Below are 24716 nucleotides of genomic sequence, written 5' to 3' on the forward strand. Positions count from 1 at the left end.
ATGATCTGGTGACGCGGACATCCGCGTCGCGATTTGCAAATGCGTTGTGCTTCATTGCACGTGGCGCGCGGGCAGTCTCGCGCGTCAGCGTTTCAGTTCGGCGACGAAGTCGTAATAGTCGTCGCGGCAATACGTTTCGGTCACTTCGATCGCGCGCTGGTCGACGCCGTAGCCGATGCGCGTGATCACGAGCAGGGCCGAGCCCGGCTTCACCGCCATCCACTTCGCGATGTCGTGCGTCGCGTTCGACGCGCGAAAGTGCTGCAGCGCGCGCACGACGGTCATCCCGCGGGCGTCGAGGTATTCGTACAGCGACGCGCCGAGCGCCTGCGGATCCGGCACCGCCGCGGCCGGCAGCGTCGAATGCTCGACGGCCATCACGATGCCGTCCGCGCGGCGCAACCGCTCCAGCCGCGCGACCGTCGCGCCCGGCGCGAGGCCGAGACGCGTGATCTCGTCGCGGCGCGCGGCGCGCAGCGTGCGCGACAGCCACACCGAATCGGGCACGAAACCGCGCTGCTGCATCTTCGCGGTGAAGCCGACGAGACGCGACAGCGGATCGGCGACGCGCGGCGTGATGAAGCTGCCCGCCCCGCGCACCCGCTTGATCAGCCCCTGCTCCACCAGCAGCGCGAGCGCGCGGCGGGCCGTGATCCGCGACACGCCGACCGACCCCGACAGCAGCCGCTCCGACGGCAGCGCCTCGCCGGCGCGCCACGCGCCGGCGTGAATCGCGCGCGCCAGGTTGCGGGCGAGCTGCAGATACAGCGGCGTGTCGTCGAGGGGATCGGGCGCCAGTTCGGACCAGCCGGTTTCCATGTGCCTCCGGGTGTCGGACGACGATCTCGGACCGTCGAAAGTGAACGCATTATATAACCACCATAATACCAGTCAACGAACTGGTATTAGAGAGGTGAAAATCGCCGGAAGCCTTGCCAGGCAAGCGGTTTAGTAGCGGGAAATCCTTTGTTTACAACATGATGCAGAATAGGGATTTACCCGGATTGGTATGCAAGGGGACAGTTCCGGTGCCAGATTTGACGGGTTTTGGGCGCTGGAATCGATACCTGAATAGAACCAGTTCGGTCGACTGGTATGCATCCGGCGGCGTGCCGGCGCGCCGCGTCAGTGGAACTCGCGGCTCGACGTGCGCAGGCCGCCGAGCAGCGGCGTCAGGTCCTCGAAATGCTGCGCGACGAGGTGCCGCACGTCGCTGACGACCTGCCACACGCCCGACGCCGCGAGCAGCCGCGAATCGAGCGTTTCGCGGCGCTGCCGCGCGAGCAGTTCGGGCCGCACGATCACGTTCACGCAGCCCGTCTCGTCCTCGAGCGTCATGAACATCACGCCCTTCGCGGTGCCCGGCATCTGCCGCGCGATCACGAGCCCGCACGCGCGCGCGAGCCGGCCGTCGGGACGGTCGCGCAACTCGGCCGCGGACGACAGCCGCTGCGCGCGCAACGCGGGCCGCAGCAGCGCGACCGGGTGGCGGTTCAGCGTGAGGCCGGTGGTGTGATAGTCGGCGAGGATGTCGTCGGCTTCCGACGGCGCGCCGAGCACGGGCTGCTCCGTTTCGTCGATCGGCGCGGCGGCGAGCAGGTCGCGTTCGGGGGCTGCGGCGACGGCTTGCCATAATGCATCGCGGCGATGGCCGGCGAGCGTCGCGAGCGCGTTCGCGGCGGCGAGCGCTTCGAGATCGCGCCGTTCGAGCTGCGCGCGGCCCGCGAGCGCGTCGACGTTCTCGAACGGGCCGGCCGCGCGCGCGGCCTCGATGCGCCGCGCGGCGGCCTCGCCGAGACCGCGCACCAGCGACAGGCCGAGCCGCACCGCGGGCTGGCCGTGCGGCGGCGGCTGGCCGGGCAGCGCTTCGAGCGACGCTTCCCAGCCGCTGCGCGTGACGTCGGCCGGAAACACCTTCACGCCGTGGCGCTTCGCGTCCTGCACGAGCTGCGCGGGCGCGTAGAACCCCATCGGCTGGCTGTTCAGCAACGACGCGACGAAGATCGCGGGTTCGTGGCATTTGAGCCAGCTGCTCGCGTACGCGAGTTTCGCGAAGCTGGCCGCGTGGCTCTCGGGGAAGCCGTATTCGCCGAAGCCCTTGATCTGCTCGAAGATCTGCTCGGCGAATTCGCGCGTGTAGCCGCGTTCGAGCATTCCGTCGACGATCTTGTCGTGATACGGGTCGAGATCGCCCCTGCGCTTCCACGCCGCCATCGCGCGACGCAACTGGTCGGCCTCGCCTGGCGTGAATCCGGCCGCGACCATCGCGATCTGCATCACCTGTTCCTGGAAGATCGGCACGCCGAGCGTGCGAACGAGCACTTCCTTGAGCGCCTCGCTCGGATACGTGACTTCCCCCTCCTCTTCGCCGGCCACGATCCTGCGCCGCTTCAGATACGGATGCACGGCGCCGCCCTGGATCGGCCCCGGCCGCACGATCGACACCTGCACGACGAGGTCGTAGTAGTTGCGCGGCTTCAGCCGCGGCAGCATCGACATCTGCGCACGCGATTCGATCTGGAACACGCCGACCGTATCGGCACGGCAGATCATGTCGTAAGTTGCTTCGTCATCCTGCGGAATATGCTTCAGCGTGAATGGCTCGCCGTCCTCCTCTGGCCCGCGCCATGCGGTGCGCATGTCGAACGCGCGATGCAGCGCCGACAGCATGCCGAGCGCGAGCACGTCGACCTTCATCAGCTTGAGCGATTCGAGATCATCCTTGTCCCACTGAATGACGCGCCGCCCGTCCATCGCCGCGTTTTCTACCGGCACGAGCCGCGTGAGCTTGCCGCGGCTGATCACGAAGCCGCCCGAATGCTGCGACAGGTGGCGCGGAAAGTTGAGCAAGCGCCCCGCGAGTTCGGCCCATGCGCGAATGATCGGCGTGGCCGGATCGAGCCCGGTCGACGCGAATTGCTGCAGCAGGTCGCGGCTGCCGTCGAACCAGCGATGCCCCTTCGCGACGCGATCGACCAGCATCGGATCGACGCCGAGCGCCTTGCCGATTTCCCGCAGCACGCCGCGCGGGCGATACGTCGAAACGGCCGCCGCGAGTGCGGCGCGATGCTTGCCGTATTTTTCGTAGATATGCTGAATGACTTCTTCCCGGCGCTGATGCTCGAAGTCGACGTCGATATCGGGCGGCTCGCCACGTTTCTCGCTGATGAAGCGCTCGAACAGCATCGTGCTCTGGTCGGGATCGACTTCGGTGATGCCGAGGCAATAGCAGACGACCGAGTTCGCCGCAGAGCCGCGCCCCTGGCACAGGATGTTCTGGCTACGTGCGAACTTGACGATGTCGTACACCGTCAGGAAGAACGGTTCGTAGCTCAGCTTCGCGATCAGCGTCAACTCGTAGCCGATCCGCTCCATGACATGAGCCGGCGGCTCCCCGGCATAGCGACGGCGCGCGCCCGCCAGGGTTTCCTGTTCCAGATAGCTCGTCGGCGTATGACCTTCAGGCACGATCTCGTCCGGATACTCGTAGCGCAGCGAGTCGAGTTCGAAATCGCACGCATCGAGAATCGCGCAGGTCTCCGCGATCTCGTCCGGCGCAAACAGTTTCGCAATCCGCCCGCGCGCACGCAGATGCTGCTCCGCATTCGGCGCGAGCGCATAGCCGCATTCCGACACCGGCATCCCGACGCGGATCGCCGTCATCACGTCCTGCAGCGGCTTGCATGAGCGCCGATGCATCGTCACGTCGCCGAGCGCGACGACAGGTACGCCGCGCCGCTCGCCTGCGTCCCGAATCTCGTCGCGCTGCGGGCCGTCCAGCGCGCGCTGCAACTGCACGAGCCCGAGCCGCGCACGCTCGCCGAAGGTCGCGCGAAACCATGCGACCTGCGCATCGAGTACCTCCGCACGCACCGGATACGCGGGCACGAGAATCGCGAAACAGTCGGGCATGCCGCGCAGATGAGCGAAAGCCTCCGGCGGCCTCGACAACATCCTCGACGTCAGCCGGTAGGTTCCCTTCGGCGCCTCCATCCGCCGCCATGAAATCAGCTCGGACAGGTTGCCGTAGCCCTCGCGGTTCTGCGCCAGCAACACGAGTCCGAACGCACCGGGGCCCGGATCGTGACCCGGGGCGACTTCATCCGGCGTGACGTCGAAATACGAACCGATGACGAGCGGCAGCCCTTGCGCTTTTGCCGCGACATGCATGCGCGGCGCGCCGGCGAGCGAGCATTCGTCGGTGATCGCGATCCCTCGATAGCCGAGTTCCACCGCGCGCTCGACCAGTTCCTCCGCATGCGACGCGCCATGCAGAAACGAGAAGTTCGAGCGGCAGAACAACTCCGCGTAATCGGGCAGCAAACCGAATTCCGCAACCATCGCCGCTCACCCGAACAGGCCGTGCAGGAACCAGTGCGGTTCGGCCTCGCTCCCCGTCCGCTCCCTGAACACCCAATAGCACGCGCCCTCTTCGTCCTGCGCGACGCAATAATCGCGCGCCACGTGCTGACCGTCGAACCACCCTGCCTCGATCCGTTCGGGTGACGACATCATTCTCAGCGGCGTATGAAATACCGGCCGTTCCCCGCGCATCAGCAGCGGCAGCGGCTCGGCCAGCAGCCACGCGGGACGCGGCGGCGCAGCCGGCAGTCCGTCAGCCGGCTTGCCCGCCGGTGCATCGAGCGGCAGCCAGCGGTTCGCGGCCTCGGGCCGATAGTCGGCCACCGGCGCCGCGCGCAGCACGTTATCCGCGCCGAGCCGCGCGACCAGCAGTTCGAACAGCCGCGCGCGCGTCTCGCGCGTGCCGCCCGGCTCGGGGAAGAGATCGTCGGCCGGCGGTGCGACCGATTCGACGCGCGTGGCCTTCAGCCGCACCGCGATCACCGCGGCCGGCAACTCGACGCGTGCGAGCCGCTCGCCGAGCAGCCGCATGAAGTGCGTCTCGTCGCGCACGGGCGCGGCGAACGCGAGTTCGAGCGGCGTCGGCGGCACCGCCTGGCGGCCGCGCTCGTGCTCGAGATCGAGCGTCATCGCGGCCAGCGACAGCTGCCGCGCGGCCAGCCACCCGCAGAGCTGCACGACGAGCCGCCGCGCGGCGAACAGCACGGCTTCCGCGTATTCGACGCGCTCCGGCAATTCGAGCCGCACGTCGAACACGGGCGGCACCGCCATCCACGCGAGCGGCTCGACCGCATCGCCGTACGCACGATCGAGCGCGGCCAGCAGCGCGGGACCGCAGCGCCGCTGCAGCCCCGCGCGCGGCAGGCGGCGCAGATCGGCGAGCGTGCGGCAGCCGAGGCCGTCGAACCAGCCCGCATACGGGCGCGCGTCGGGCAGCAGCACGCACGGCAAGCGATCGAGCGTACGAACGAGCGAAGCCGGCCCGGCCACGCGGCGCCGGCTGCGCGCACGCGCCGACGTGCGCGCGAGCAGCCACGCGCCGCGCCCGGTCGGCGCGGCGGACAGGCGCGCCGCATAGCCGAGCGCCGCGAGCGTCGCGCGCACCTGGCGGCACAGCGACGGCAGGCCGCCGAACAGGCGCAGGCTCGGACCGACGTCGACGATCAGCGTCGCTTCGTCGTCGAGCGCGACGCACGGCGAGAAGCGCAGCAACGCGAGCGCGACCGCGCGCAGCGCATCGGCCTCGCGGGCGGGATCGCGTTCGACGAGCCGCGTGTCGGGCGAAAGCGTCAGCACGCCGCCGCGCTTCATGCCCGCGCGCACGCCCTGCCGGCGCGCGGGCGGGTCGGCAATCAGCACGACACCCTGCTCGAGCACCGCGCAGCCTGCGTCGTTTGCGTCGTCCGTCGCGCCGTCAGACGGCGGCGGGGCGCACACGTCGAGCGGCAGGCGCGGCAGATGGATGCCGAGCAAGACGCGCATAGCGGCTCTCCACGATGGGCGACGGCAAATCGAGCGCGAGCGGCTCGCCGCGCGCGGGCCCGCGACGCTTGACGATGTCGAGCGACACGCCGCCCGGCACCGGATGCAGCGCGACGCGCAGCACGGCCGGCGACGGCTGTTTGGCCGCCGACAGCGGGCGCAGCATCACGAACAGCGTGTCGCCGGTGCGCGCGGCAGCGAGATGCAGGCGGCGCAGCGCATCGGGCCGCGCGTCCTGCCAGAGCAGCAGCGCACCGCAGCAGCCGGTCCTGAGCGCCTGCTCGGCGGCCCACAACGCATCGGTACGGCTGCCGGCGCGCAGCCACAGCAGCGCGTCGGCCGGCACGCCGAGCGCGGCCAGCGCGGTCGCATGCGGCGACTGCGGCGGCGCGACGAGCGCGAGCGGCCGCCGCGCGCTGACGGTGCGCGCGAGCGCCGGCGCGAGCAGCCGCATCTCGCCGCAGCCCGGCTGGGCGGCCAGCAGTTCGACGAGCCCGCCGACCGGCCAGCCGCCGCCCGGCAGCTCGGCGGACAGCGACGCGAAACCCGTGTCGATCGTGCGCGCACCGCCGCGCGCGAGTTGCGAGCCGCGCCAGAGCGATGGATGAAGGGATTCGGGAGAAATGGAGGATGCGAGCATGACGCCACCCACAACTGTATGGATATACAGTATATGGCAATGCGTTCATGTCGCACAGTACTAGTACGAAACGGGGGTTTTGTCAGATGAAAAGCGCAGGAAAAGCCGGCGCCCCCGTCATGTGACGGCGAGCCGCCCCGGGCGTGGCGGGCGCGTGTCGCCCGCTTCCACCGCGCGACCCGACGGGGCGGAACGACCGCCCGCCGCAACTCGGCTCCGAAGCGACGCCGGCGCGCCGATCCCGCCGCACCGCGTCAGCCGCCCTTTCCGCTTTACGTTATGCTGTCCGCCGACCCGATCCACACCATCGGAGGGCCTATGAAACGGGGGATCCGTGCGATCGCATGCGCGGCCATCGCGCTGGCGCTGCCGGGTGCGGCATTCGCACTGACCGACGGCTACGCGCAATACGACGACTGCATGCTGGGCGCGCTGCGTGAGAGCCGCAACGGCGTGGCCGCGCAGCTGATCCAGCGCTCGTGCGACGCGCTGTACCGCAACAACGCGATGCTGCTGCCGCGCGAGCGGCGCTTCCACGAGTGCGTCGTGCAGTCGCTGCCGGGCGTGCGCGACAACTACGCGATCCAGCAGATCATGGCGATCTGCTCGCGGCGCGGCGAGATGTGAGGGAGTAGCGCGCGTCAGCCGGCGCTGGGCCTGCAGCGCATCTAAAGGAGTCGGCGCGATGCCGCCGCCCGGACGCAGACAAATGCAAAGCGGTGAGCAGTCAGTTGTAGAGCCAGTGCCCAGCCTTGGCCGATGCAATCAACATTCGGACGTTCAGGTCCGGAACATGATGAACGACTCTTTTCTTGAACGGATTGATCAAGTCAAGAAATGAAGAGTCCTCTTCGGGGTAATATTTTTTAATGTCGAATCTACTCATATCGACACCAAACTCCTCCGAATACTCCTTCATCATTTCTCCGACTTCAGCAACATCAAAGCCCAGGTCAACATCCAGATCGGTATTTTCGGTTATATCCACATTCCTCGACAACATGGAGAAGCCAATCCTCTTCTTCACGAAGTCAACTACTTCATCCTCAATGTCTACCATAACCTGTCACCCTCCCTCGCGACCCTATTGTAATGATTAGCTGCCTTATGAGCGATAATACAAATGTCACTCGCGAGAATTACCCAGCCTGCGACGGGTATCGTTCTCCCCACAAAAGTGCCGATGTTCCTCACCATCCTGACTTTCAGATCCTTCACCGGCCCGCCCACCAGGGTGGGCAACTTAAGACCAAACGGAAACTGCGCCTTCTGAAAAACCCTTCTCGAAAACTGGCTTGCACGCGAGGTCCCTTTTATTGCTCCGCCGGGTTTCACACGGGTCGATAAATTGTTTTTACCAAGCAGAAGCATGCCAACCGACACCGCATCGTCGACACCCAACTGATTCATGGATTCGTCGACCATTATCCAGAAGAACAATTCCCCGGCAGTCAGATTATCCATTCCATAATAATAGTAAACGCCGCCCAACTTTTCGGCCGCCCCCATTCAATATCCTCGCGTGTAATTTCCAGAACTGTTTTTCAGTCTAACGAAGACATATGGCTACCGAGCGGACAAATTCCTGCCGATCTTCCGGCCGCTCTCTATGCAACGACGGTGGAATATCCCGCGAAACTTTTGTCATGCGGCTCGACGTGAGCAATGACGGGGCACAGCGGGATACCGGCTCGAGAAAAGGCATACCGGTTCCGCACTCGAGCAACGACGCACCGGCTCGATGGCAACGTAACAGACCGTTACCAGACGGCGCTTACCAGCGAGTACGCAGCAATTGCGTTGTGTGATCTTCCCTGCGCTGGCGAATCTCGGGCATGTTAAAGCCAGCGAGGCGGCGCCTGCGCAGCGTCAATAGAACATCCCTCACCGCACAAACAAAAAAGGCCTGCGCACATGCAGGCCTTCGTTCGGTCAATCGATCGCGTTCAGAACGACGCGACCATCGAGCCCTTGAACTGCTTCTTGATGAACTCCCGCACTTCCGCCGACTGGTACGCCTTGACCAGCTTCTTCACCCACGGCTGATCCTTGTCCTTCGCGCGCACGGCGATCAGGTTCGCATACGGGCTCGTCAGCGATTCGAGCGCGATCGCGTCCTTGGTCGGCTGCAGGTTCGCGGCGAGCGCGTAGTTCGTGTTGATCACGGCGGCGTCGACGTCCGACAGCACGCGCGGCAGTTGCGCGGCGTCGAGCTCGGAAATCTTCAGCTTCTTCGGGTTCTCGGCGATGTCGAGCACCGTCGCGTTGTTGCCGCCCGTGCCGGCGCCCGTCTTCAGCTTGATCACGCCTTGCGTCTGCAGCAGCAGCAGCGCGCGGTTCTCGTTCGACGGATCGTTCGGCACCGCGAGCTTCGCGCCTTGCGGCAGGTCCTTCAGCGCCTTGAACTTCTTCGAGTACACGCCGATCGGCGAGATGTAGGTCAGGCCCGCGCTGACGATCTTGTAGCCGCGCTGCTTCACCTGGCTGTCGAGGTAGGGCTGGTGCTGGAAGCTGTTCGCGTCGAGGTCGCCCGAGTCGAGCGCCGCGTTCGGCTGCACGTAGTCGTTGAACTCGATGACCTTCACGTTCAGGCCTTCCTTCTCCTTCGCGACCTTCTGCACGACCTGCCAAACTTCCGCATCCGGGCCGGCCACCGTGCCGACCTTGATGACCTTGTCCTCGGCGTGCGCGCCCGCCGACAGCGTCAGCGCGGCACCGGTGGCCAGCACGGAAAATACCTTCAGGAGACTGCGACGCTTCATCTGTTTCTCGCTTTCTTGCTAACTGAAAATGGGGCGCGATACGGGTATCCCCGGACTCGCAGGAAGGGGCAAATGGTGTCACAGGATCGGCCGGAAGTGAAATACATCCCGCTCATATGGGTATGCACCGCGGCGGTGCTGGTGGACGATGCGCGACGACGGCCGGCACGACAGGGAACGGCCGCTGTGCTAAAAAGACCGGCCGACCGGCACACCACGCGCCGGCGACAATTCCAGGGCGATCCATGTACGTCATCGACATCCATTACAACGCATCGCTCGAGCGCATCGACGATGCACTCGAACGCCACCGCGCGTATCTTCAGCCGCTGTTCGAGCGCGGCATCTTCATCGCGGCGGGGCCGAAGGTACCGCGCGAAGGCGGCGTGATCCTCGCTGCCCGCATCGACCGCGACGAACTGGACGCGATCCTCGAGACCGATCCGTTCGTGACCGAAGGGCTCGCGACGTATCGCGTGACGGAATTCCGGATCACGCGTGCCGCGCAAGGCTTCAACGTGCCGGCGCTGCCGTAACGCGCGCAAGCGCATCAGCGCCCGAATGTTCATACGCAGCCGCCCCGCGAGGCGGCGCATGCAGATCGAGGGGGAGAAGGAGGAATGCGTGACGGCGCGTCGCGGCCGTCACGCGTAGCGCCAGGCGAGCGCCCGGGCGAACCTGCGGCGTACGCCGTTCAGTCGACCAGCAGCTTCAGGTCGTGGACCCACGGGCCGGGGCCCTGGCCGTCGCGCACGAACAGGCGCAGCTTGCCGTCGCGATCGAACACGTAGCTCGCGGCGGTGTGATCCATCGTGTAGCTGCCGGGCGTCTTGCCGGGCACCTTCGCGTAGTACACGCGGAAATCCTTTGTAACCTTCTTGAGCTGCGCCTCGTCGGCCGGCCGCAGGCCGATGAACGACGGATCGAACGCAGGCACGTACTGGCCGAGCAGCGCGGGCGTGTCACGCTCCGGATCGATGGTGACGAACAGCACCTGCACACGCTTCGCGGCATCGGGGCCGAGCTGCTTCAGCGCTTCGGACAGTTCGGCCATCGTCGTCGGACATACGTCCGGGCAGTGCGTATAGCCGAAGAACACCACGACCGCCCGGCCCTTGAAGTCGCCGAGCGTGCGCACCTTGCCCGCCGTATCCGGCAGCGAGAAATCGCTGCCGAACTGCGTGTTGCCGGTGATGTCGAGATTCTGGAATTTCGGCGCGTTGTCGCAGCCGGCGAGCAGCGTGGCTGCCGCGAATGCGCACGCGAGCATCCAGCCTTGGCGCGCGCGGCGCCCGAACCATGAATGGAGCATTGCGTTCAAACCGTGCGGTTACACGCCGAGCAGCGGGCGCGCATAGTGATCGACGAGCAGCGCGGCGAACAGCAGCGACAGGTAGACGATCGAGTAACGGAAAGCCTTGCGGGCGAGTTCGTCCGAATAGTCGCGATGGATCTTCCACGCATACGCGAGGAACACCGCGCCGAGCAGCACCGCGCTCGTCAGGTAGACGGCGCCGCTCATCGCGGAGATGAACGGCATCAGCGTGACCGCGAACAGGATCACCGTGTACAGCAGGATGTGCAGCCGCGTGAACTTCTCGCCGTGCGTGACGGGCAGCATCGGCAGGCCCGCGTTTTCGTAGTCCTTGCGGCGATAGAGCGCCAGCACCCAGAAATGCGGCGGCGTCCACACGAAGATGATCAGCACGAGGATCCACGCGTCGCCGGGCACCGCGCCGGTGACCGCGGCCCAGCCGAGCGCCGGCGGCATCGCGCCCGATGCGCCGCCGATCACGATGTTCTGCGGCGTCATCGGCTTGAGCAGCAGCGTGTAGATCACCGCGTAGCCGACGAACGTCGCGATCGTCAGCCACATCGTCAGCGGGTTCGTGAAGGTATAGAGCGTCCATGCGCCGACGCTGCCCAGCACGGCCGAGAACAGCAGGATCTGCGGAGTCGTGATCTCGCCGCGCGCGGACGGACGCCACGCGGTACGGCGCATCATCGCGTCGATCTTCTGCTCGACGAGGCAGTTGATCGCGAACGCGGCGCCGGCCAGCAGCCAGATGCCGACCGTGCCGCCGATCAGCACATGCCACGGCACCATGCCCGGCGTCGCGAGAAACATGCCGATCACCGCGCAGAACACCGCGAGCTGCGTGACACGCGGCTTCGTCAGCGCCATGTACTGCGAGAACCGGCTACCGGGCGATTGGGAAAGGGTGCTTTGCATGGGGACGGTCACGCCGGGGCGGCGTCGCGCGCGGGCTGCACGACACGGCCGGGGCGGCTTGAAAGGATGCGAAAGTTTAACATGACGACGAGCAGCAGCAGGATCGCGGCACCGCCGTTGTGCGCGACGGCGACCGGCAGCGGCCACTGCAGCACGATGTTGGTCAGGCCCGTCAGGAACTGCAGCAGGACCACCAGCAGCACGCCGTTCGCGGGCCGGCGCAGCGACTCGAAGCGGCGCATCCTCAGCGCGAACGCGACCAGGTATGCGACGACGACGAACGCGAACGTGCGGTGGGTCCAGTGGATCGCGACCAGCGCGTCCTGCGTGATCGCGTCGCCGTCCTTCGTCATGCCGAGCGCGCGCCACAGATGGAAGCCCTGGCCGAAGTTCATCGGCGGAATCCACTGGCCGTTGCAGGTCGGGAAGTCGGTACACGCGAGCACCGCGTAGTTGGTGCTCACCCAGCCGCCGAGCGCGATCTGCACGACCAGCAGCACCAGCGCCGCGAGCGCGGCCGCGCGGTAGCGGCCGGCCTCCGGGTCATGCGACGGCAGCGGCGTCTGCCGCGCCGCGAGCCAGCCGAGCGTGCCGAGTAGCATGAGGCCGAGCAGCAGGTGGGTCGTGACGATCACCGGCTGCAGCTTCATCGTGACCGTCCACGCGCCGAACACGCCCTGCACGACGATCAGCAGCAAGAGGCTCGTCGGCCACCACGGCGACACGTGCAGCGGGCGGCGGCGCAGCCGCGCGGACCAGGCGATCACGACCTGCGCGATGATCAGCACGCCGATCGCCATCGCGAAATAGCGGTGGATCATCTCGATCCATGCCTTCGTCATGCTGACGGGGCCGGTCGGCATTGCCTGGTGCGCGGCCGTGATCGCGGCGTGCGCGATGAACGGCGACGACGTGCCGTAGCAGCCGGGCCAGTCGGGGCAGCCGAGGCCCGAATCGGTCAGCCGCGTGAAGCCGCCGAACATCACCAGGTCGAGGGTCAGGAACGTGGTGATCCACACCAGCTTGCGGAACTTGTCGTCGTCGGCCTTCACCCACACGTACGACAGCGGCAGCAGCGCGATGCAGAGGCCGATCAGGCCGAGTTGCAGTAGATACGACATCGAATGGTTGCCTCGTCGTCTCGCCTTAGCCGATGCTCGACCACTTCAGCAGCTTGGTCACGTCCGACTTGATCTTGCTGGGATTCGGGTCCTTCGGGAAACGCATCATCAGGTTGCCGTTCGGATCGACCATGTAGAGGTGGTCGCTGTCCTTCGTGCCGGCGTCGGCCGGCAGCCATGCAGCCACCGCGGCCGGATCGGCGACCAGCCGGCGCGTGTCCGGATAGGCTTCCAGAACCTTCTGCGGAATCGCGCCCGCATCGCTGCGCAGCCACACCATCGTGATCCGGTGCCGCTCGCCCGCCTGCGTGACGCGGATCTGGCGCATGAAGTAGAGCTTTTGCGCGCATGCATCGTCGCACGCGCTGCGGTCGGTCATCACGAACAGCCACACGCCGCGCAGCGACGACAGCGGCACCGTCTTGCCGGTTTCGTCGGTGACCTGCAGGTCGGCCGGGATCGGCCGCTGCGGCTCGATCAGCGTGCCGTAGTTGGTCGAGCCGCCCTTCGGCTTGATCACGTAATAGGTGAAGTACGACGCGATGATCGGCGCCGCGCACACGAGACCCAGCAGCACGAGCATCCAGCGGCCGCGCTTGCGGGCGGCGGGCGAGATCGGCGCGGCGGCCGGACCCTGACGGGAAGATTGCATGGACAAATCAGACCTCTCGAAACGAACCCGCGGCGCGCGTGCGCCGCGTCCTGCCATGGCGCTCACGCGCCGGCCGACTTCTTCGCCGCACGCCGCGCGGCGTACAGGCCAAAGCCGAGCGCGACCGCCGCCATAGCCCACCACTGAAACATGTAACCGTAATTGCGCTCGACGCCGGTCGTCGCCGCCGGCCAGTCGCGCACGAGCTTGTCGCCGTCGTCGCTCGTCTGCTGGATCACGAACGGCTGCAGCGGCAGCCCCGTTTCCTTCGCATACGCGGCGACGTCCAGGTTCTGCCGGATCTTCTGGTGCGCGGCCGAGCCGCCTTCGCCGAGTTCGAACGCGCGCGACGCGTCGGCGCGCGCGATGCCTTCGATCTCGATCTCGCCGCCGGGCGTCGGGAACGGCTCGATCGCCGTGCGATCGGCGATGTTGCGCGGCAGCCAGCCGCGGTTCACCAGCACGACGCCGCCGCCCGTGAGTTTAAACGGCATCACGACGTAAAAACCCGGCTGGTCGTTATACGGCCGATTGTCGAGGAACACCGCCTGCTCCGGCAGGAAGCGGCCCTTCGCCCGCACGCGGTGGAACTCGATCGACGCGAGCGGAATCGGCTGCGCACCGACGTCGACGGGCACCGCGTGCTCGTAACGCACGACGTTCGCCTGCAGCGCTTCCTTCTGGTGCGCGCGGTCGCGCTGCCAGAACCCGAGGCGAATCGTGACCGCGACGACGACGAGAATCAGCAGCGCAGGCAGCCAGCGGATCTTCATCGGGCCACCCGCGAGGCGCATTCGCGAAAGCGAAGTGCGATAATTATCCTCTTCCTTTCGAATTGCCGTCGTCCGGTTCGTGTCATGCACATCCTCGTTCCCATCGCCTTCGTCCTCATCGTCGCCAGCATGGGCTCGGCGCTCTACTTCATGATGCAAGACCGCGGCCATACGAAACGCATGGTGTGGTCGCTTGCCACCCGTGTCGGGCTGTCGATCTCGCTGTTCCTGTTCATCCTGTTCGCGAACTGGATGGGCTGGATCCATTCGACCGGCCTGCCGATCGGGCGTTGATGCCTTCACCGCGCCGGCCTCTGTAATCGCTGTGACATTTCGCCGCACAGCGGAGCTACCAAGCAAAAGCGCCGCCTGACTGAGTCGCGGCGGCGCCGGATTGGCGTTGAGCGCAAGCAGCCGGCCGCTGCCCCGTCCCCGCCAATGAAAACGGCCCGCGCATCGCTGCGCGGGCCGTTGTTGCATTTACAGCCAGTAGACGACGACGTACAGGCCGAGCCAGACGACGTCGACGAAGTGCCAGTACCACGCGGCGCCTTCGAATGCGAAGTGGTGATCAGGCTTGAAGTGGCCGCGGATCATCCGCACCAGCACCACCGCGAGCATCGTGCCGCCGAGGAACACGTGGAAGCCGTGGAAGCCCGTCAGCAGGAAGAACGTCGAGCCGTACACGCCCGAGTTCAGCGTCAGGTTCAGTTCGTTGTACGCGTGGTAGTACTCGAAGCCCTGCGTGAACAGGAAGCAGACGCCGAGCACGAGCGTCGCGGCCAGCCACGCGATCGCCTTGTTGCGATGATTGTCGCGCAGCGCGTGGTGCGACACCGTCAGCGTCGCGCCCGACGACAGCAGCAGCGCCGTGTTCAGCGTCGGGATCGGCCACGGGCCCATCGTCTTGAAGTGACCGGCGAGCGCGGCCGGGCCTTCGTTCGGCCACACGGCGGAGAAATCCGGCCAGATCAGCTTGTAGTCGAGGCTGCCGAGCTGGTGCAGCGCGATTTCACGCGCGTAGAACAGCGCGCCGAAGAATGCGCCGAAGAACATGACTTCGGAGAAGATGAACCAGCTCATGCTCCAGCGGTACGACTTGTCGACGTTCTTGCCGTAATGACCGCCTTCCGACTCGGCGATCGAATCGCCGAACCAGTGGTACAGCGTGAAGAGCAACCACAGCAGGCCAAGCAGCGCCGTGTACGGAGCCCAGTCGTGACCGTTGATCCACAGCGCCACCGACGCGAGCATGACCAGCAGGCCGCAGGCCGCGCTGATCGGATGCTGCGACGGATGCGGCACGAAATAGTACGGGGTCTGGTTTTGACCGCTCATGCTTGATTCTCCACTTCAGTCCAATTTGTGTACCGGAAACCGCTCCGGCTTTATTTCTTGCACGGCACGACCGCCGCCGCTCTTTCCCGCACGCAGCGCCCGGGCGCTACGCACTGCATTCTTTCGTGGCCGCGAGCCTCAGCCCACGACCGCACGCACGATCAGGATCAGCACGCCGATGAACACACCGGCCGCGATCAACGCGACGATCAGCACGTGCAGCGGATTGAGCTGCGTCGCGTCGGCCTCCAGGTCGCGCCGCTTGCGCACCCCGAAGAACGACCACAACACCGCTCGCAACGCCTGGCCGAACGACCCGCTCCGCTTGGTCTCTGTCACTGCCCCGTCTCCGTCGTCATGCGTCCGGCTTCGCGTCGCCCTGCGCCGCCGTCTTGCGCGGTGCCGGCGCCGGCGCGGCCGGCGTGTTCAGCTCGAAGAACGTGTACGACAGCGTGATCGTCTTCACGTCCTTCGGCAGCTTCGGATCGATCACGAACACCACCTGCATCTTGCGCGACTCGTTCGCAGCCAGCGTCTGCTGCGTGAAGCAAAAACACTCGATCTTCTTGAAGAACTCCGTCGCCTGCTTCGGCGCGTAGCTCGGAATCGCCTGCGCCACCACCGGCCGGCCCTGCCCGTTGGTCACGTCGTATACGATCGTCGTCAGTTCGCCCGGATGCACGTCGAGGCTGTTGCGCTCCGGCTTGAAACCGAGCGGGCCGCGCGCATTCGCATCGAACTCGACCGACACCGTGCGGCTCATGTCGACCTGCGAGTTCTTCACCTCGCGTTCGCTGACATCGCGCTGCACCAGGTTGTTGATGCCGGTGATCTGGCAGATCGCGCGATACATCGGAATCAGCGCGAAGCCGAAGCCGAACATCAGTCCGGCCACGACGAAGAGCTTCACCAGCATCGAACGATTGAATGCGCGATCGACGGCGCCCTCTTCCGGCTTCGACATACGACGACTTCCTCGCTACTGCGTCAGTTACTGCATATCAGTGAGTGGACAGCCACCACTGCTTGATCACGACACCCACAAAAAAAACGGCGGCGATGACGAGCAGGATGAGGCCGAGCCGCTTGTTGCCCGCGCGAATCTGCTCGGGCGTTCGTCTTTGTTGTGGATTCCGGTTCATCTGAAACTTCGCTGAAACTTCGCTGAAACATCGATTCGGCGCCCGCCGCGCCTGCCTGCGCGGCAGGCAGCGGCGGAACGCCGGGTGAAACTTATTCGACGTGCGGCGGTTGCTCGAACGTGTGGAAGGGAGCCGGGCTCGGCACCGTCCACTCGAGGCCCGTCGCGCCATCCCACGGCTTGTCCGACGCCTTTTCCAGGTCGCCGCCGCCACGGTAGGCCGGCAGCGCGACCGCGAACAGGAAGTACACCTGCGCGAGGCCGAAGCCGAATGCGCCGATCGTCGCCACCTGGTTGAAGTCCGTGAACTGCGCCGGGTAGTCCGCATAACGACGCGGCATGCCCGCGAGACCGACGAAGTGCATCGGGAAGAACGTCAGGTTGAAGAAGATCATCGACGACCAGAAGTGGATCTTGCCGCGCGTCTCGTTGTACATCCAGCCCGTCCACTTCGGCGCCCAGTAGTACCAGCCCGAGAACAGCGCGAACAGGGAGCCTGCCACCAGCACGTAGTGGAAGTGCGCCACCACGAAGTAGGTGCCGTGGTACTGGATGTCGAGCGGCGCCATCGCCAGCATCAGGCCCGTCAGGCCGCCGAACGTGAACACGAACAGGAAGCCGATCGCGAACAGCATCGGGGTCTCGAACGTCATCGAGCCGCGCCACATCGTCGCGAGCCAGTTGAACACCTTCACGCCCGTCGGCACCGCGATCAGCATCGTCGCGTACATGAAGAACAGCTGACCGGTGACCGGCATGCCCGTCGCGAACATGTGGTGCGCCCAGACCATGAACGACAGGATCGCGATCGACGCCGTCGCGTACACCATCGAGCTATAGCCGAACAGCGTCTTGCGTGCGAACGCCGGGATCACCTGCGACACGATCCCGAACGCCGGCAGAATCATGATGTACACCTCGGGGTGGCCGAAGAACCAGAAGATGTGCTGGTACATCACCGGGTCGCCGCCGCCTGCCGCGTTGAAGAACGACGTGCCGAAGTGGCGGTCGAACAGCACCATCGTGATCGCGCCTGCCAGAACCGGCATCACGGCGATCAGCAGGTACGCGGTGATCAGCCAGGTCCATGCGAACATCGGCATCTTCATCAGCGTCATGCCCGGTGCGCGCATGTTCAGGATCGTCACGACGATGTTGATCCCGCCCATGATCGACGACGCGCCCATGATGTGGACCGCGAAGATCGCGAAGTCCATGCCCGGGCCCATCTGCGTCGACAGCGGTGCGTACAGCGTCCAGCCGGCGGCCGTCGCGCCGCCCGGCGCGAAGAACGAACCGACCAGCAGCACGGCCGCGACCGGCAGCAGCCAGAAGCTGAAGTTGTTCATCCGCGCGAACGCCATGTCGGACGCGCCGATCTGCAGCGGAATCATCCAGTTCGCGAAGCCGACGAACGCCGGCATGATCGCGCCGAACACCATGATCAGGCCGTGCATCGTCGTGAGTTCGTTGAAGAACTCCGGACGCATGATCTGCAGGCCCGGCTCGAACAGCTCGGCACGGATGCCGAGTGCCATCACGCCGCCCGACAGGAACATGATGAACGAGAACAGCAGGTACAGCGTACCGATGTCCTTGTGGTTGGTGGCGAACAGCCAGCGCCGCCAGCCGTGCGGCATTTCGTGCGCGTGGTCGTCGTGCGCGTGGTCCGCGGCTACGTCGTGCCCGATGCTAGACATGAGAATCTCCTAATGCGAATACGTCGACTAACTCAGCGACACGTCAAGCCGCCGGCCCGATCTCGACCCGCCGGGCTTCCTTCGCGTCAGCCCCGCCCGTGATCGTTTCCGGCTTTTTGAGAATAATGTGGTCTTCCGCCACGCCTGCTGCCTTCAGCGCGTCGCGCACGGCCTGTGCACGATGCTTGGCCAGTTCGGCGTTCGCGTCGGCCGAGCCCGTCTTGTCGGTGAAACCCGACAGCGCGAGCTTCGCGTCCGGATGTGCCTTCGCATAGTCGGCCGCTGCGGCGATCGCCGCCTTCGCGTCGGCCGGCAGCACGCTCTTGCCCGTTTCGAAGTAGATCGTCGACACAGCCGCCGATGCCGACGCTGCCGCCGGTTGCTCGGCCGCACCCGACGCGGCTTGCGCCGGTGCCGAGGCCGCTTCGGCCGGCGCCGCGGCGCCCGCCACGTCTTCCGGCATCTTGCCGTTGCGCGCGTCGGTCACTTGCTTCGGCTGCAGCAGGTCGTTCTTGTGGTTGCCCCACGAGTTGCGCTCGTACGTGATGACCGATGCGATGTCGAGGTCCGACAGCGACGCCCACGACGGCATCGCACCCTTGCCGTGCAGCACGCGCTCGACGTGGCCGGCGATCGGGCCGTTCACGATCGGGCTGCCGTCCATCGCCGGGAAGGCGCCGAGGCCCTTGCCGTTCACCTGGTGGCAGGCCGCGCAGTTCGCCTTGTAGACTTCCTCGCCGTGCGCGACGAGTTCGGCCATCGTGTAAACCTTGTTCGGATCGACCGATGCGCCGGCCAGCTTGGCCTTCTGCGCGCTCACCCACTTCGCGTAGTCGTCGTCCGACAGCACCACGACCACGACCGGCATGAACGCGTGTTCCTTGCCGCACAGTTCGGTACAGAAGCCGCGGAACGTGCCGACCTTGTCGGCCTTGAACCACGTATCGCGCACGAAGCCGGGGATCGCATCCTGCTTCACGCCGAACGCCGGCACGTACCACGAGTGAACGACGTCGTTCGCGGTCGTGATGATGCGGATCTTCTTGTTGACCGGCACGACGAGCGGGTTGTCGACTTCCTGCAGGTAGGTCTCGGTGATCGGCTTCTTGCCCATCACTTCGTCACGCGGGGTGCTGAGCGTCGACAGGAAGCTGATGCCCTCGCCCGGACCCTTCACGTAGTCGTAGCCCCACTTCCACTGGTAGCCGGTGACCTTGATCGTGAGATCGGCGTTGGTCGTGTCCTTCATCGCGACGACGGCCTTCGTGGCCGGCAGCGCCATCAGCACGACGATGATGAACGGCACGATCGTCCAGATGATTTCGACGGTCGTGCTTTCATGGAAATTGGCGGCCTTGTGGCCTTTGGATTTGCGGTGCGCGAAGATCGAATAGAACATCACGCCGAACACGCCGACGAAGATCACCGTACACAGGATCAGCATCATCGTGTGGAGATCGTAGAGCTCCTCGGCGATCTTCGTGACAGGCGGCTGAAAGTTGATCTCGTTGACGCGGGGGCCGCCCGGGCTATCACCGACCGCCAGAGCCGCGCCGGCAAAGAGCAATCCGCTGCATGCCAGCACGCCCGTGAGGGCTCGCTTGATTGTTTTCATAGCATCCTTACCCAAAATTTCCATTCAAACCCTCCCCCGTCGCAAGGCGCCGGCCTGTTCCGGCCGGTGCCCGCGCCTCGTCAGCCGCAGCGCCTGAGCGACACGCGCAGTTCGTCGGCGAACTGCGCACGCTTGTGCTGCGCGAGATGCTGCCCGATTACGACGGTCTGCCCGCGCGATACCAGTCGAATCGGATCGCGTGGCGTCGCACCCGGCTCGACCCGCACCCAGCGCGGATTGAATTCGATCTGCGTGAGCCGCTCCGCATCCATCCGCTCGATCACGAGCCGGTGCGGAAACAGCCTGATGCGCTCGTAATCGACCGCATGACGGGCATGGATCGCAAACGCGACGCCGACCGCCAGCAATTCGATTCCCGTGAAGGGCATGACGAGCCAGGCCCCCCGCCACATCAGCACTGCCGCGATCACCAGCGAGAAGCCCGCGAGCGACGCGTAAAACAGCACGAACTGGCGCGGCGACACCGAACAGTTGCGTTTCATGAGCCAGTCTTCGAGGACCGGTTCATCGTTCGTCTCCGCCGACACCCTTGCTGCTTCCATCGCCGCCTCACGCGAATGGCATGCGATGCATGCCTGCATCGGACTCGTCGGCCCGTATTGCGGGGACCCCGGGACGACAAGCTGACGCATTATAGGCGGGTTCAATGGCATCCACAAGCAAGCGGCTATCGGCCCGCGAGCCAAGCGCCACAAGCTTCCCGGCCGTTTTTGGCGTCTATTCGACCCCGCTTTGCGCCGCTAATTTCAGACATAACAAAACCCCTCTTTACCGCTTTACCGATTCTTCGGACGCCCCTTGCCGATATCTTCGATGCGCACGATGCCGTGCCCCTCGGGGGTCGTGCGCGGCACGGCCTTCCATGCGTGGCCGTAGATCACCTCGAACGTCAGGGCAATCGTGCCGTCCGCGCGCCGGCGCGCTTCCAGCGCGTCGCCGAGCGCCGCGCGAAAGCGCCGCGCCGCATGCTGCGGCACCGCGCGGTCGAACGGATAGGCGCCCCAGCGGCGCACGTCGGCCAGCAGGGAATCGGGGGTCTTGTACGTGACGGTCAGCACTTCCTGGTCCATCACCGGAATCTCGAAGCCGCTCTCGACGAGCATGTCGCCGAGGTCGTGCATGTCGACGAAATCGACGACGCGCGCGGCCGGCGGCGCGATGCCGAGCGCCGCTTCGGCGTCCGCGCAGGCCGCGCGCAGCTCGCGCAGCGTGTCGGGGCCGAGCGTGCTGAACATCAGCAGGCCGTTCACGCGCAGCACGCGCTGCCATTCAGGGAACACCGTATCGGGACGCGAATGCCAGTGCAGCGCGAGATTCGACCAGATCAGGTCGAACGCGCCGGCCGCGAACGGCAGCACCGAGAAGTCGGCCTGCGCGACGCGCGGGCCGCGCTGGCCCAGCGCCCGGCCGAGCGACGCGGGCAGCCAGCGGCGCCAGCTCGCCTGCTCGACCTCGCGCTGGCCCGCCCGTGCGAGCATCGCGCCGGACAGGTCGACGCCGAACACCGGGGCTTCGGGAAAGCGCGCGCGCAGCGCCGGCAGGTCGTCGCCCGGGCCGCAGCCTGCGTCGAGCACGGCCGCGGGGCTCACCTTGATGTATTCGAGGCGCTCGTTCATCCGCTGCGCGATCTCGCGCGGCAGGAACGCGACCGCGTCGAACGTGGCGGCGCGGCGATCGAAGATCCGCCGCAGACGCCGGGCGTCATTGGCCGGACGGCCGGTTGAAGTCGAAGCTGGGGACATGTCGGGCACACTGGCGAAGAGCCCGAAGTATACTCGCTCGCCTCGCAGCCTTCATCGAGGCGGGGCCGCCAGGAGTGTTCGCGATGGATCGCAGTTCCGCCCCGCGCCCGATGCGCGTCGTTTTGTCGCAGGTTCGCGCGCTGGCCGTGCGCGTCGTCGCACTCGCCTTGCCGAATCGGTGCGCGCTGTGCGGCAATTTGTCACATCCGGTGATTTGCAGCGCCTGCGACGCCGCGTACTGGAACGAAGCGCGGCTGCGCTGCGACGTCTGCGCCGTGCCGCTGGGCGTCGGGCGGCCGCGGCCGCGCGCAGCCCGCGGCGGGCACGGCGGCGCCGGTTCCGCGTCCGCGTACCGGTGCGAAGCATGCCGCGCGACGCCGCCGCCGTTCGATGCGACGCTCGCGCTCGCCGATTACCGCGCCCCGCTCGACGGGCTCGCGCGCGGCCTGAAGTTTCATGCGCGGCTCGCGCTCGGCGCGGAATTCGCGGCCCGGCTCGCACAGCGGATCGACGACACGGACGCGCTGCGCGCCACCGGCGGCTTCGACGTGATCGCACCGGTGCCGGTGTCGCACGGTCGGCTCGTCGCGCGCGGCTACAACCAGGCGTGGGCGATCGCGCGGCCGCTCGCGCGCCGGCTCGGCGTGCGCGCCGACGCGGCGCTGCTGGCACGCGTGGCCGAAACCGCGCCGCAGTCGCGGCTCGACCGGCGCGCGCGGCGCGACAACGTGCGCGCGGCGTTCGCGGTGGCGGGCGACCTCACCGGCCGCCACGTGGCACTCGTCGACGACGTGATGACGTCCGGCGCGACGCTCGCGGCGGCCGCGCAGGCATTGAAGGCGGCGGGCGCCGCACGCGTGACGAATCTGGTTGCGCTGCGCACCGCCAGGGATTAATTAGATAGAGAGGCCGGCCGCCCGCGCGCGGCGCCGGCCGTCACGAACCGGCCGGCCAGGACGAGTGCACGTCGCTCCGTCCCGGCCGGCCCAGCCAGACCCAACCATGTTCAACGTCGTCCTCGTCGCCCCCGAAATTCCGCCGAACACCGGCAACGTGATCCGCCTGTGTGCCAATACCGGCGCGCGCCTGCATTTGATCGAGCCGCTCGGCTTTCCGCTCGACGACGCGAAGATGCGCCGCGCGGGCCTCGACTATCACGAGTACGCGGAAATGCGCGTGCATCGCGACTGGGACGCGTTCGTCGCGACCGAAGCACCCGATCCCGCGCGGATGTTCGCGTTCACGACCCGTGGCTCGGGCCGCTTCCATGACCATGCATTCGTGCCGGGCGACTGGTTCGTGTTCGGCTCGGAAACACGCGGCCTGCCGGCCGAGGTGCTCGAACGCTTCGCGAACGAACAGCGCGTACGCCTGCCGATGCGGCCGGGCAACCGCAGCCTGAACCTGTCGAACACGGTGGCGGTGGTCGTGTTCGAGGCGTGGCGCCAGGCCGGCTTCGAAGGCGGCGCCTGACGCGCGGCCGGATCCGCTCACGCGCTAGATACGCGCGAGCCGCGCGCGATACAGGTCGTAGATGTCGGATGAAAAGCACGCAAACACCACGCGTGCGAGGTTCGGCGCCTGCGGCAGCATTTCGGCGACCGTGCCGACCGCGATGTCGACGGCCTCCTCGGCCGGATAGCGGTACACGCCGCAGCTGATCGCCGGGAATGCGATCGAGGTTGCCGCAACCTCCTCGGCCAGCTCGATCGCACGCCGGTAGCATGCCGCGAGCAACTCGGGCTCGCCGCGCCCGCCGCCGTGCCACACCGGGCCGACCGCATGAATCACGTACCGGGCCGGCAGCCCGTGGCCACGCGTGAGCTTCGCGTCGCCGGTCTCGCAGCCGCCGAGCGTGCGGCACTCGGCGAGCAGGCCCGGGCCGGCCGCGCGATGGATCGCGCCGTCGACCCCGCCGCCGCCGAGCAGCGAACCGTTCGCAGCATTGACGATCACGTCGACGTCGAGCGTCGTGATGTCGACGCGTTGCGCGTCGAGCGTGGTGGAACCGATCTGCAGCATGACACCCTCCCGAAACGCCGGAGACGGTTCAAGCGTAGTGCGCTTTGGCGCCGCCCGCTTTGCGCGAGCGGGCCCGGCCGCAAAAAATCGGTGTGATTCGTCGGCGTTATTCGGCGCGCGCGTCGCGCCGCAGCAGGCCGCTGACCGCATCGCGCGGTGCGACGCCGTCGAACAGCACACCGCACACGGCTTCGGTGATCGGCATTTCGATCGCCTGCGCGCGCGCGAGCGCGAGCACGGCCTGTGCGCAGCGCACGCCTTCGGCCACATGGCCGAGCGCGCCGAGGATGTCGTTCAGCGAGCGGCCGGCCGCCAGCTGCAGGCCGACCGTGCGATTGCGCGACAGGTCGCCCGTCGCGGTGAGGATCAGGTCGCCGAGGCCCGTGAGGCCCGTGAAGGTCTCCGCGCGGCCGCCGAGCGCGACGCCGAGCCGCGACATTTCGGCGAGACCGCGCGTGACCAGCGCGGCGCGCGCGTTCAGCCCGAGGCCGAGGCCGTCGGCGATGCCGGTCGCGATCGCCAGCACGTTCTTCACCGCGCCGCCGACCTCGACGCCGACCACGTCGTCACCCGTATAGATCCGCATCGCGCCGTGATGGAACGCGGCCAGCGTGCGCTCGCGGCATTCGGCGGACGTGCTCGCGACCGTCAGCGCGACGGGCAGCGCGAGCCCGACCTCGCGGGCGAAGCTCGGCCCCGACAGCACGCCGTTGCTGTGCTGCCCCGGCAGCTCGGCCGCGATCACCTGGTGCGGCAGCAGATGCGTGTCGGCCTCGAAGCCCTTGCAGACCCACACGACATGCGCGGGCACGCAGCCCGCGTCGCGCATCGCGCCGAACAGCGTGCGCAGCCCGGCCACGGGTGCTGCGATCACGCACAGTGCGTCGTCCGCGGCGCCGTGCGCGAGCGCCGCGCCGAGATCGGCGTCGTAGCGCAGCGCATCGGGCAGCGCGATGCCGTCCAGATAGCGGGAATTTTCGTGCCGGGCCTGCAGCCCGGCGATCAGCGCGGCGTCGCGCGCCCAGAGAAGCGTATCGTGCCGCGCGGCCAGATGGCCCGCGAGCGCGGTGCCCCAGGCACCGGCGCCGAGAACGGCTACTTTCATACCCAGC

General features: G+C 66.8%; 27 protein-coding genes. 5 read left to right on the forward strand and 22 right to left on the reverse strand.

Going from position 1 to position 24716, the window contains the following annotated elements:
- Window positions 1-84 precede the first annotated feature (84 nt).
- The 4 genes from DIE17_RS17760 to imuA form a co-directional block, all read right to left on the reverse strand.
- Window positions 85-819 carry a GntR family transcriptional regulator gene (locus tag DIE17_RS17760; protein WP_124486523.1) on the reverse strand — a complete coding sequence of 245 codons (735 nt, stop codon included), beginning with the start codon at window positions 817-819 and terminating at the stop codon, window positions 85-87.
- A gap of 306 nt (window positions 820-1125) precedes the next feature.
- A complete protein-coding gene (locus tag DIE17_RS17765; RefSeq protein ID WP_124520726.1) occupies window positions 1126-4341 on the reverse strand; it encodes an error-prone DNA polymerase in 3216 nt (1071 codons plus the stop codon).
- A gap of 6 nt (window positions 4342-4347) precedes the next feature.
- Window positions 4348-5844: a Y-family DNA polymerase gene (locus DIE17_RS17770; RefSeq protein ID WP_124520724.1), complete on the reverse strand. Its 1497-nt coding sequence runs from the start codon at window positions 5842-5844 to the stop codon at window positions 4348-4350.
- Window positions 5777-6484, reverse strand: a complete 708-nt coding sequence (imuA, locus tag DIE17_RS17775; protein ID WP_124486526.1) for a translesion DNA synthesis-associated protein ImuA — start codon at window positions 6482-6484, stop codon at window positions 5777-5779. The genes DIE17_RS17770 and imuA overlap by 68 nt, the downstream gene beginning before the upstream one ends.
- Before the next feature lie 318 nt (window positions 6485-6802).
- Here imuA and DIE17_RS17780 point away from each other — a divergent pair, with 318 nt between their 5' ends.
- Complete coding sequence (locus DIE17_RS17780; protein WP_124520722.1) at window positions 6803-7111, forward strand: VF_A0006 family four-cysteine protein; 309 nt, start codon at window positions 6803-6805, stop codon at window positions 7109-7111.
- 100 nt (window positions 7112-7211) lie between these two features.
- Here the strand turns inward: DIE17_RS17780 and DIE17_RS17785 are convergent, their stop codons facing one another.
- The 3 genes from DIE17_RS17785 to DIE17_RS17795 all read right to left on the reverse strand — a co-directional run bounded on the left by DIE17_RS17785 (window position 7212) and on the right by DIE17_RS17795 (window position 9246).
- On the reverse strand, window positions 7212-7544 hold the full coding sequence (locus DIE17_RS17785; RefSeq protein WP_124520720.1) for a DUF1493 family protein: 333 nt from the start codon (window positions 7542-7544) through the stop codon (window positions 7212-7214).
- Entirely contained in the window at window positions 7538-7993 is a 456-nt protein-coding gene (locus DIE17_RS17790; RefSeq protein WP_124520718.1) for an STM2901 family protein, read from the reverse strand. The genes DIE17_RS17785 and DIE17_RS17790 overlap by 7 nt, the downstream gene beginning before the upstream one ends.
- Window positions 7994-8430: 437 nt before the next feature.
- Window positions 8431-9246, reverse strand: coding sequence for a MetQ/NlpA family ABC transporter substrate-binding protein (locus DIE17_RS17795; RefSeq protein ID WP_044848208.1), 816 nt, complete (start codon window positions 9244-9246; stop codon window positions 8431-8433).
- Window positions 9247-9491: 245 nt separating this feature from the next.
- On the opposite strand from DIE17_RS17795, the gene DIE17_RS17800 reads away from it, so the two are divergent.
- A complete protein-coding gene (locus DIE17_RS17800; RefSeq protein WP_044848209.1) occupies window positions 9492-9782 on the forward strand; it encodes a YciI family protein in 291 nt (96 codons plus the stop codon).
- Window positions 9783-9940: 158 nt separating this feature from the next.
- Here DIE17_RS17800 and DIE17_RS17805 read toward each other — a convergent pair whose 3' ends face one another.
- From DIE17_RS17805 to DIE17_RS17825, 5 genes are all read right to left on the reverse strand, one after another.
- A complete protein-coding gene (locus tag DIE17_RS17805; protein WP_124486528.1) occupies window positions 9941-10558 on the reverse strand; it encodes an SCO family protein in 618 nt (205 codons plus the stop codon).
- Between the two features lie 18 nt (window positions 10559-10576).
- Window positions 10577-11479, reverse strand: coding sequence for a heme o synthase (gene cyoE, locus DIE17_RS17810; protein ID WP_124520716.1), 903 nt, complete (start codon window positions 11477-11479; stop codon window positions 10577-10579).
- An 8-nt stretch (window positions 11480-11487) separates the two neighbouring features.
- Window positions 11488-12600 (reverse strand): heme A synthase, encoded by a 1113-nt coding sequence (locus DIE17_RS17815; protein WP_124486529.1) that lies wholly within the window; start codon window positions 12598-12600, stop codon window positions 11488-11490.
- A gap of 25 nt (window positions 12601-12625) precedes the next feature.
- Window positions 12626-13252 (reverse strand): SCO family protein, encoded by a 627-nt coding sequence (locus DIE17_RS17820; protein ID WP_124486530.1) that lies wholly within the window; start codon window positions 13250-13252, stop codon window positions 12626-12628.
- Window positions 13253-13314: 62 nt separating this feature from the next.
- Complete coding sequence (locus DIE17_RS17825) at window positions 13315-14025, reverse strand: SURF1 family protein (protein ID WP_260426278.1); 711 nt, start codon at window positions 14023-14025, stop codon at window positions 13315-13317.
- A gap of 84 nt (window positions 14026-14109) precedes the next feature.
- On the opposite strand from DIE17_RS17825, the gene DIE17_RS17830 reads away from it, so the two are divergent.
- The gene (locus DIE17_RS17830; protein ID WP_044848213.1) at window positions 14110-14319 is read left to right on the forward strand and encodes a twin transmembrane helix small protein; all 210 of its coding nucleotides are present in this window, start codon (window positions 14110-14112) and stop codon (window positions 14317-14319) included.
- A gap of 186 nt (window positions 14320-14505) precedes the next feature.
- Here DIE17_RS17830 and DIE17_RS17835 read toward each other — a convergent pair whose 3' ends face one another.
- The 8 genes from DIE17_RS17835 to DIE17_RS17865 all read right to left on the reverse strand — a co-directional run bounded on the left by DIE17_RS17835 (window position 14506) and on the right by DIE17_RS17865 (window position 21582).
- A complete protein-coding gene (locus tag DIE17_RS17835) occupies window positions 14506-15363 on the reverse strand; it encodes a cytochrome c oxidase subunit 3 (RefSeq protein ID WP_044848214.1) in 858 nt (285 codons plus the stop codon).
- Window positions 15364-15501: 138 nt separating this feature from the next.
- The gene (locus tag DIE17_RS17840) at window positions 15502-15702 is read right to left on the reverse strand and encodes a DUF2970 domain-containing protein (RefSeq protein WP_006760730.1); all 201 of its coding nucleotides are present in this window, start codon (window positions 15700-15702) and stop codon (window positions 15502-15504) included.
- 16 nt (window positions 15703-15718) lie between these two features.
- The gene (locus tag DIE17_RS17845) at window positions 15719-16327 is read right to left on the reverse strand and encodes a cytochrome c oxidase assembly protein (protein WP_044848216.1); all 609 of its coding nucleotides are present in this window, start codon (window positions 16325-16327) and stop codon (window positions 15719-15721) included.
- Between the two features lie 37 nt (window positions 16328-16364).
- Window positions 16365-16505 (reverse strand): cytochrome oxidase small assembly protein, encoded by a 141-nt coding sequence (locus DIE17_RS37470; RefSeq protein ID WP_027789063.1) that lies wholly within the window; start codon window positions 16503-16505, stop codon window positions 16365-16367.
- 91 nt (window positions 16506-16596) lie between these two features.
- A complete protein-coding gene (gene ctaD, locus DIE17_RS17850) occupies window positions 16597-18204 on the reverse strand; it encodes a cytochrome c oxidase subunit I (protein ID WP_044848217.1) in 1608 nt (535 codons plus the stop codon).
- A 43-nt stretch (window positions 18205-18247) separates the two neighbouring features.
- Window positions 18248-19843 (reverse strand): cytochrome c oxidase subunit II, encoded by a 1596-nt coding sequence (coxB, locus tag DIE17_RS17855; protein WP_124520712.1) that lies wholly within the window; start codon window positions 19841-19843, stop codon window positions 18248-18250.
- A 56-nt stretch (window positions 19844-19899) separates the two neighbouring features.
- Window positions 19900-20421: a DUF2244 domain-containing protein gene (locus DIE17_RS17860; RefSeq protein WP_044848219.1), complete on the reverse strand. Its 522-nt coding sequence runs from the start codon at window positions 20419-20421 to the stop codon at window positions 19900-19902.
- 195 nt (window positions 20422-20616) lie between these two features.
- Window positions 20617-21582, reverse strand: coding sequence for a methyltransferase domain-containing protein (locus tag DIE17_RS17865; protein ID WP_124520710.1), 966 nt, complete (start codon window positions 21580-21582; stop codon window positions 20617-20619).
- An 83-nt stretch (window positions 21583-21665) separates the two neighbouring features.
- On the opposite strand from DIE17_RS17865, the gene DIE17_RS17870 reads away from it, so the two are divergent.
- Both DIE17_RS17870 and trmL read left to right on the forward strand, forming a co-directional pair.
- Window positions 21666-22478, forward strand: a complete 813-nt coding sequence (locus DIE17_RS17870) for a ComF family protein (protein WP_124520708.1) — start codon at window positions 21666-21668, stop codon at window positions 22476-22478.
- Between the two features lie 106 nt (window positions 22479-22584).
- Window positions 22585-23055 (forward strand): tRNA (uridine(34)/cytosine(34)/5-carboxymethylaminomethyluridine(34)-2'-O)-methyltransferase TrmL, encoded by a 471-nt coding sequence (gene trmL / locus DIE17_RS17875; RefSeq protein ID WP_044848221.1) that lies wholly within the window; start codon window positions 22585-22587, stop codon window positions 23053-23055.
- A gap of 24 nt (window positions 23056-23079) precedes the next feature.
- On the opposite strand, the gene DIE17_RS17880 is transcribed toward trmL, so the two are convergent.
- Both DIE17_RS17880 and DIE17_RS17885 read right to left on the reverse strand, forming a co-directional pair.
- Window positions 23080-23604: an O-acetyl-ADP-ribose deacetylase gene (locus DIE17_RS17880; protein WP_124486536.1), complete on the reverse strand. Its 525-nt coding sequence runs from the start codon at window positions 23602-23604 to the stop codon at window positions 23080-23082.
- A gap of 106 nt (window positions 23605-23710) precedes the next feature.
- Window positions 23711-24709, reverse strand: coding sequence for an NAD(P)H-dependent glycerol-3-phosphate dehydrogenase (locus DIE17_RS17885; RefSeq protein WP_044848223.1), 999 nt, complete (start codon window positions 24707-24709; stop codon window positions 23711-23713).
- Window positions 24710-24716 lie beyond the last annotated feature (7 nt).

It is taken from the genome of Burkholderia sp. Bp9099 (assembly GCF_003857805.1).
Classification (GTDB): domain Bacteria; phylum Pseudomonadota; class Gammaproteobacteria; order Burkholderiales; family Burkholderiaceae; genus Burkholderia.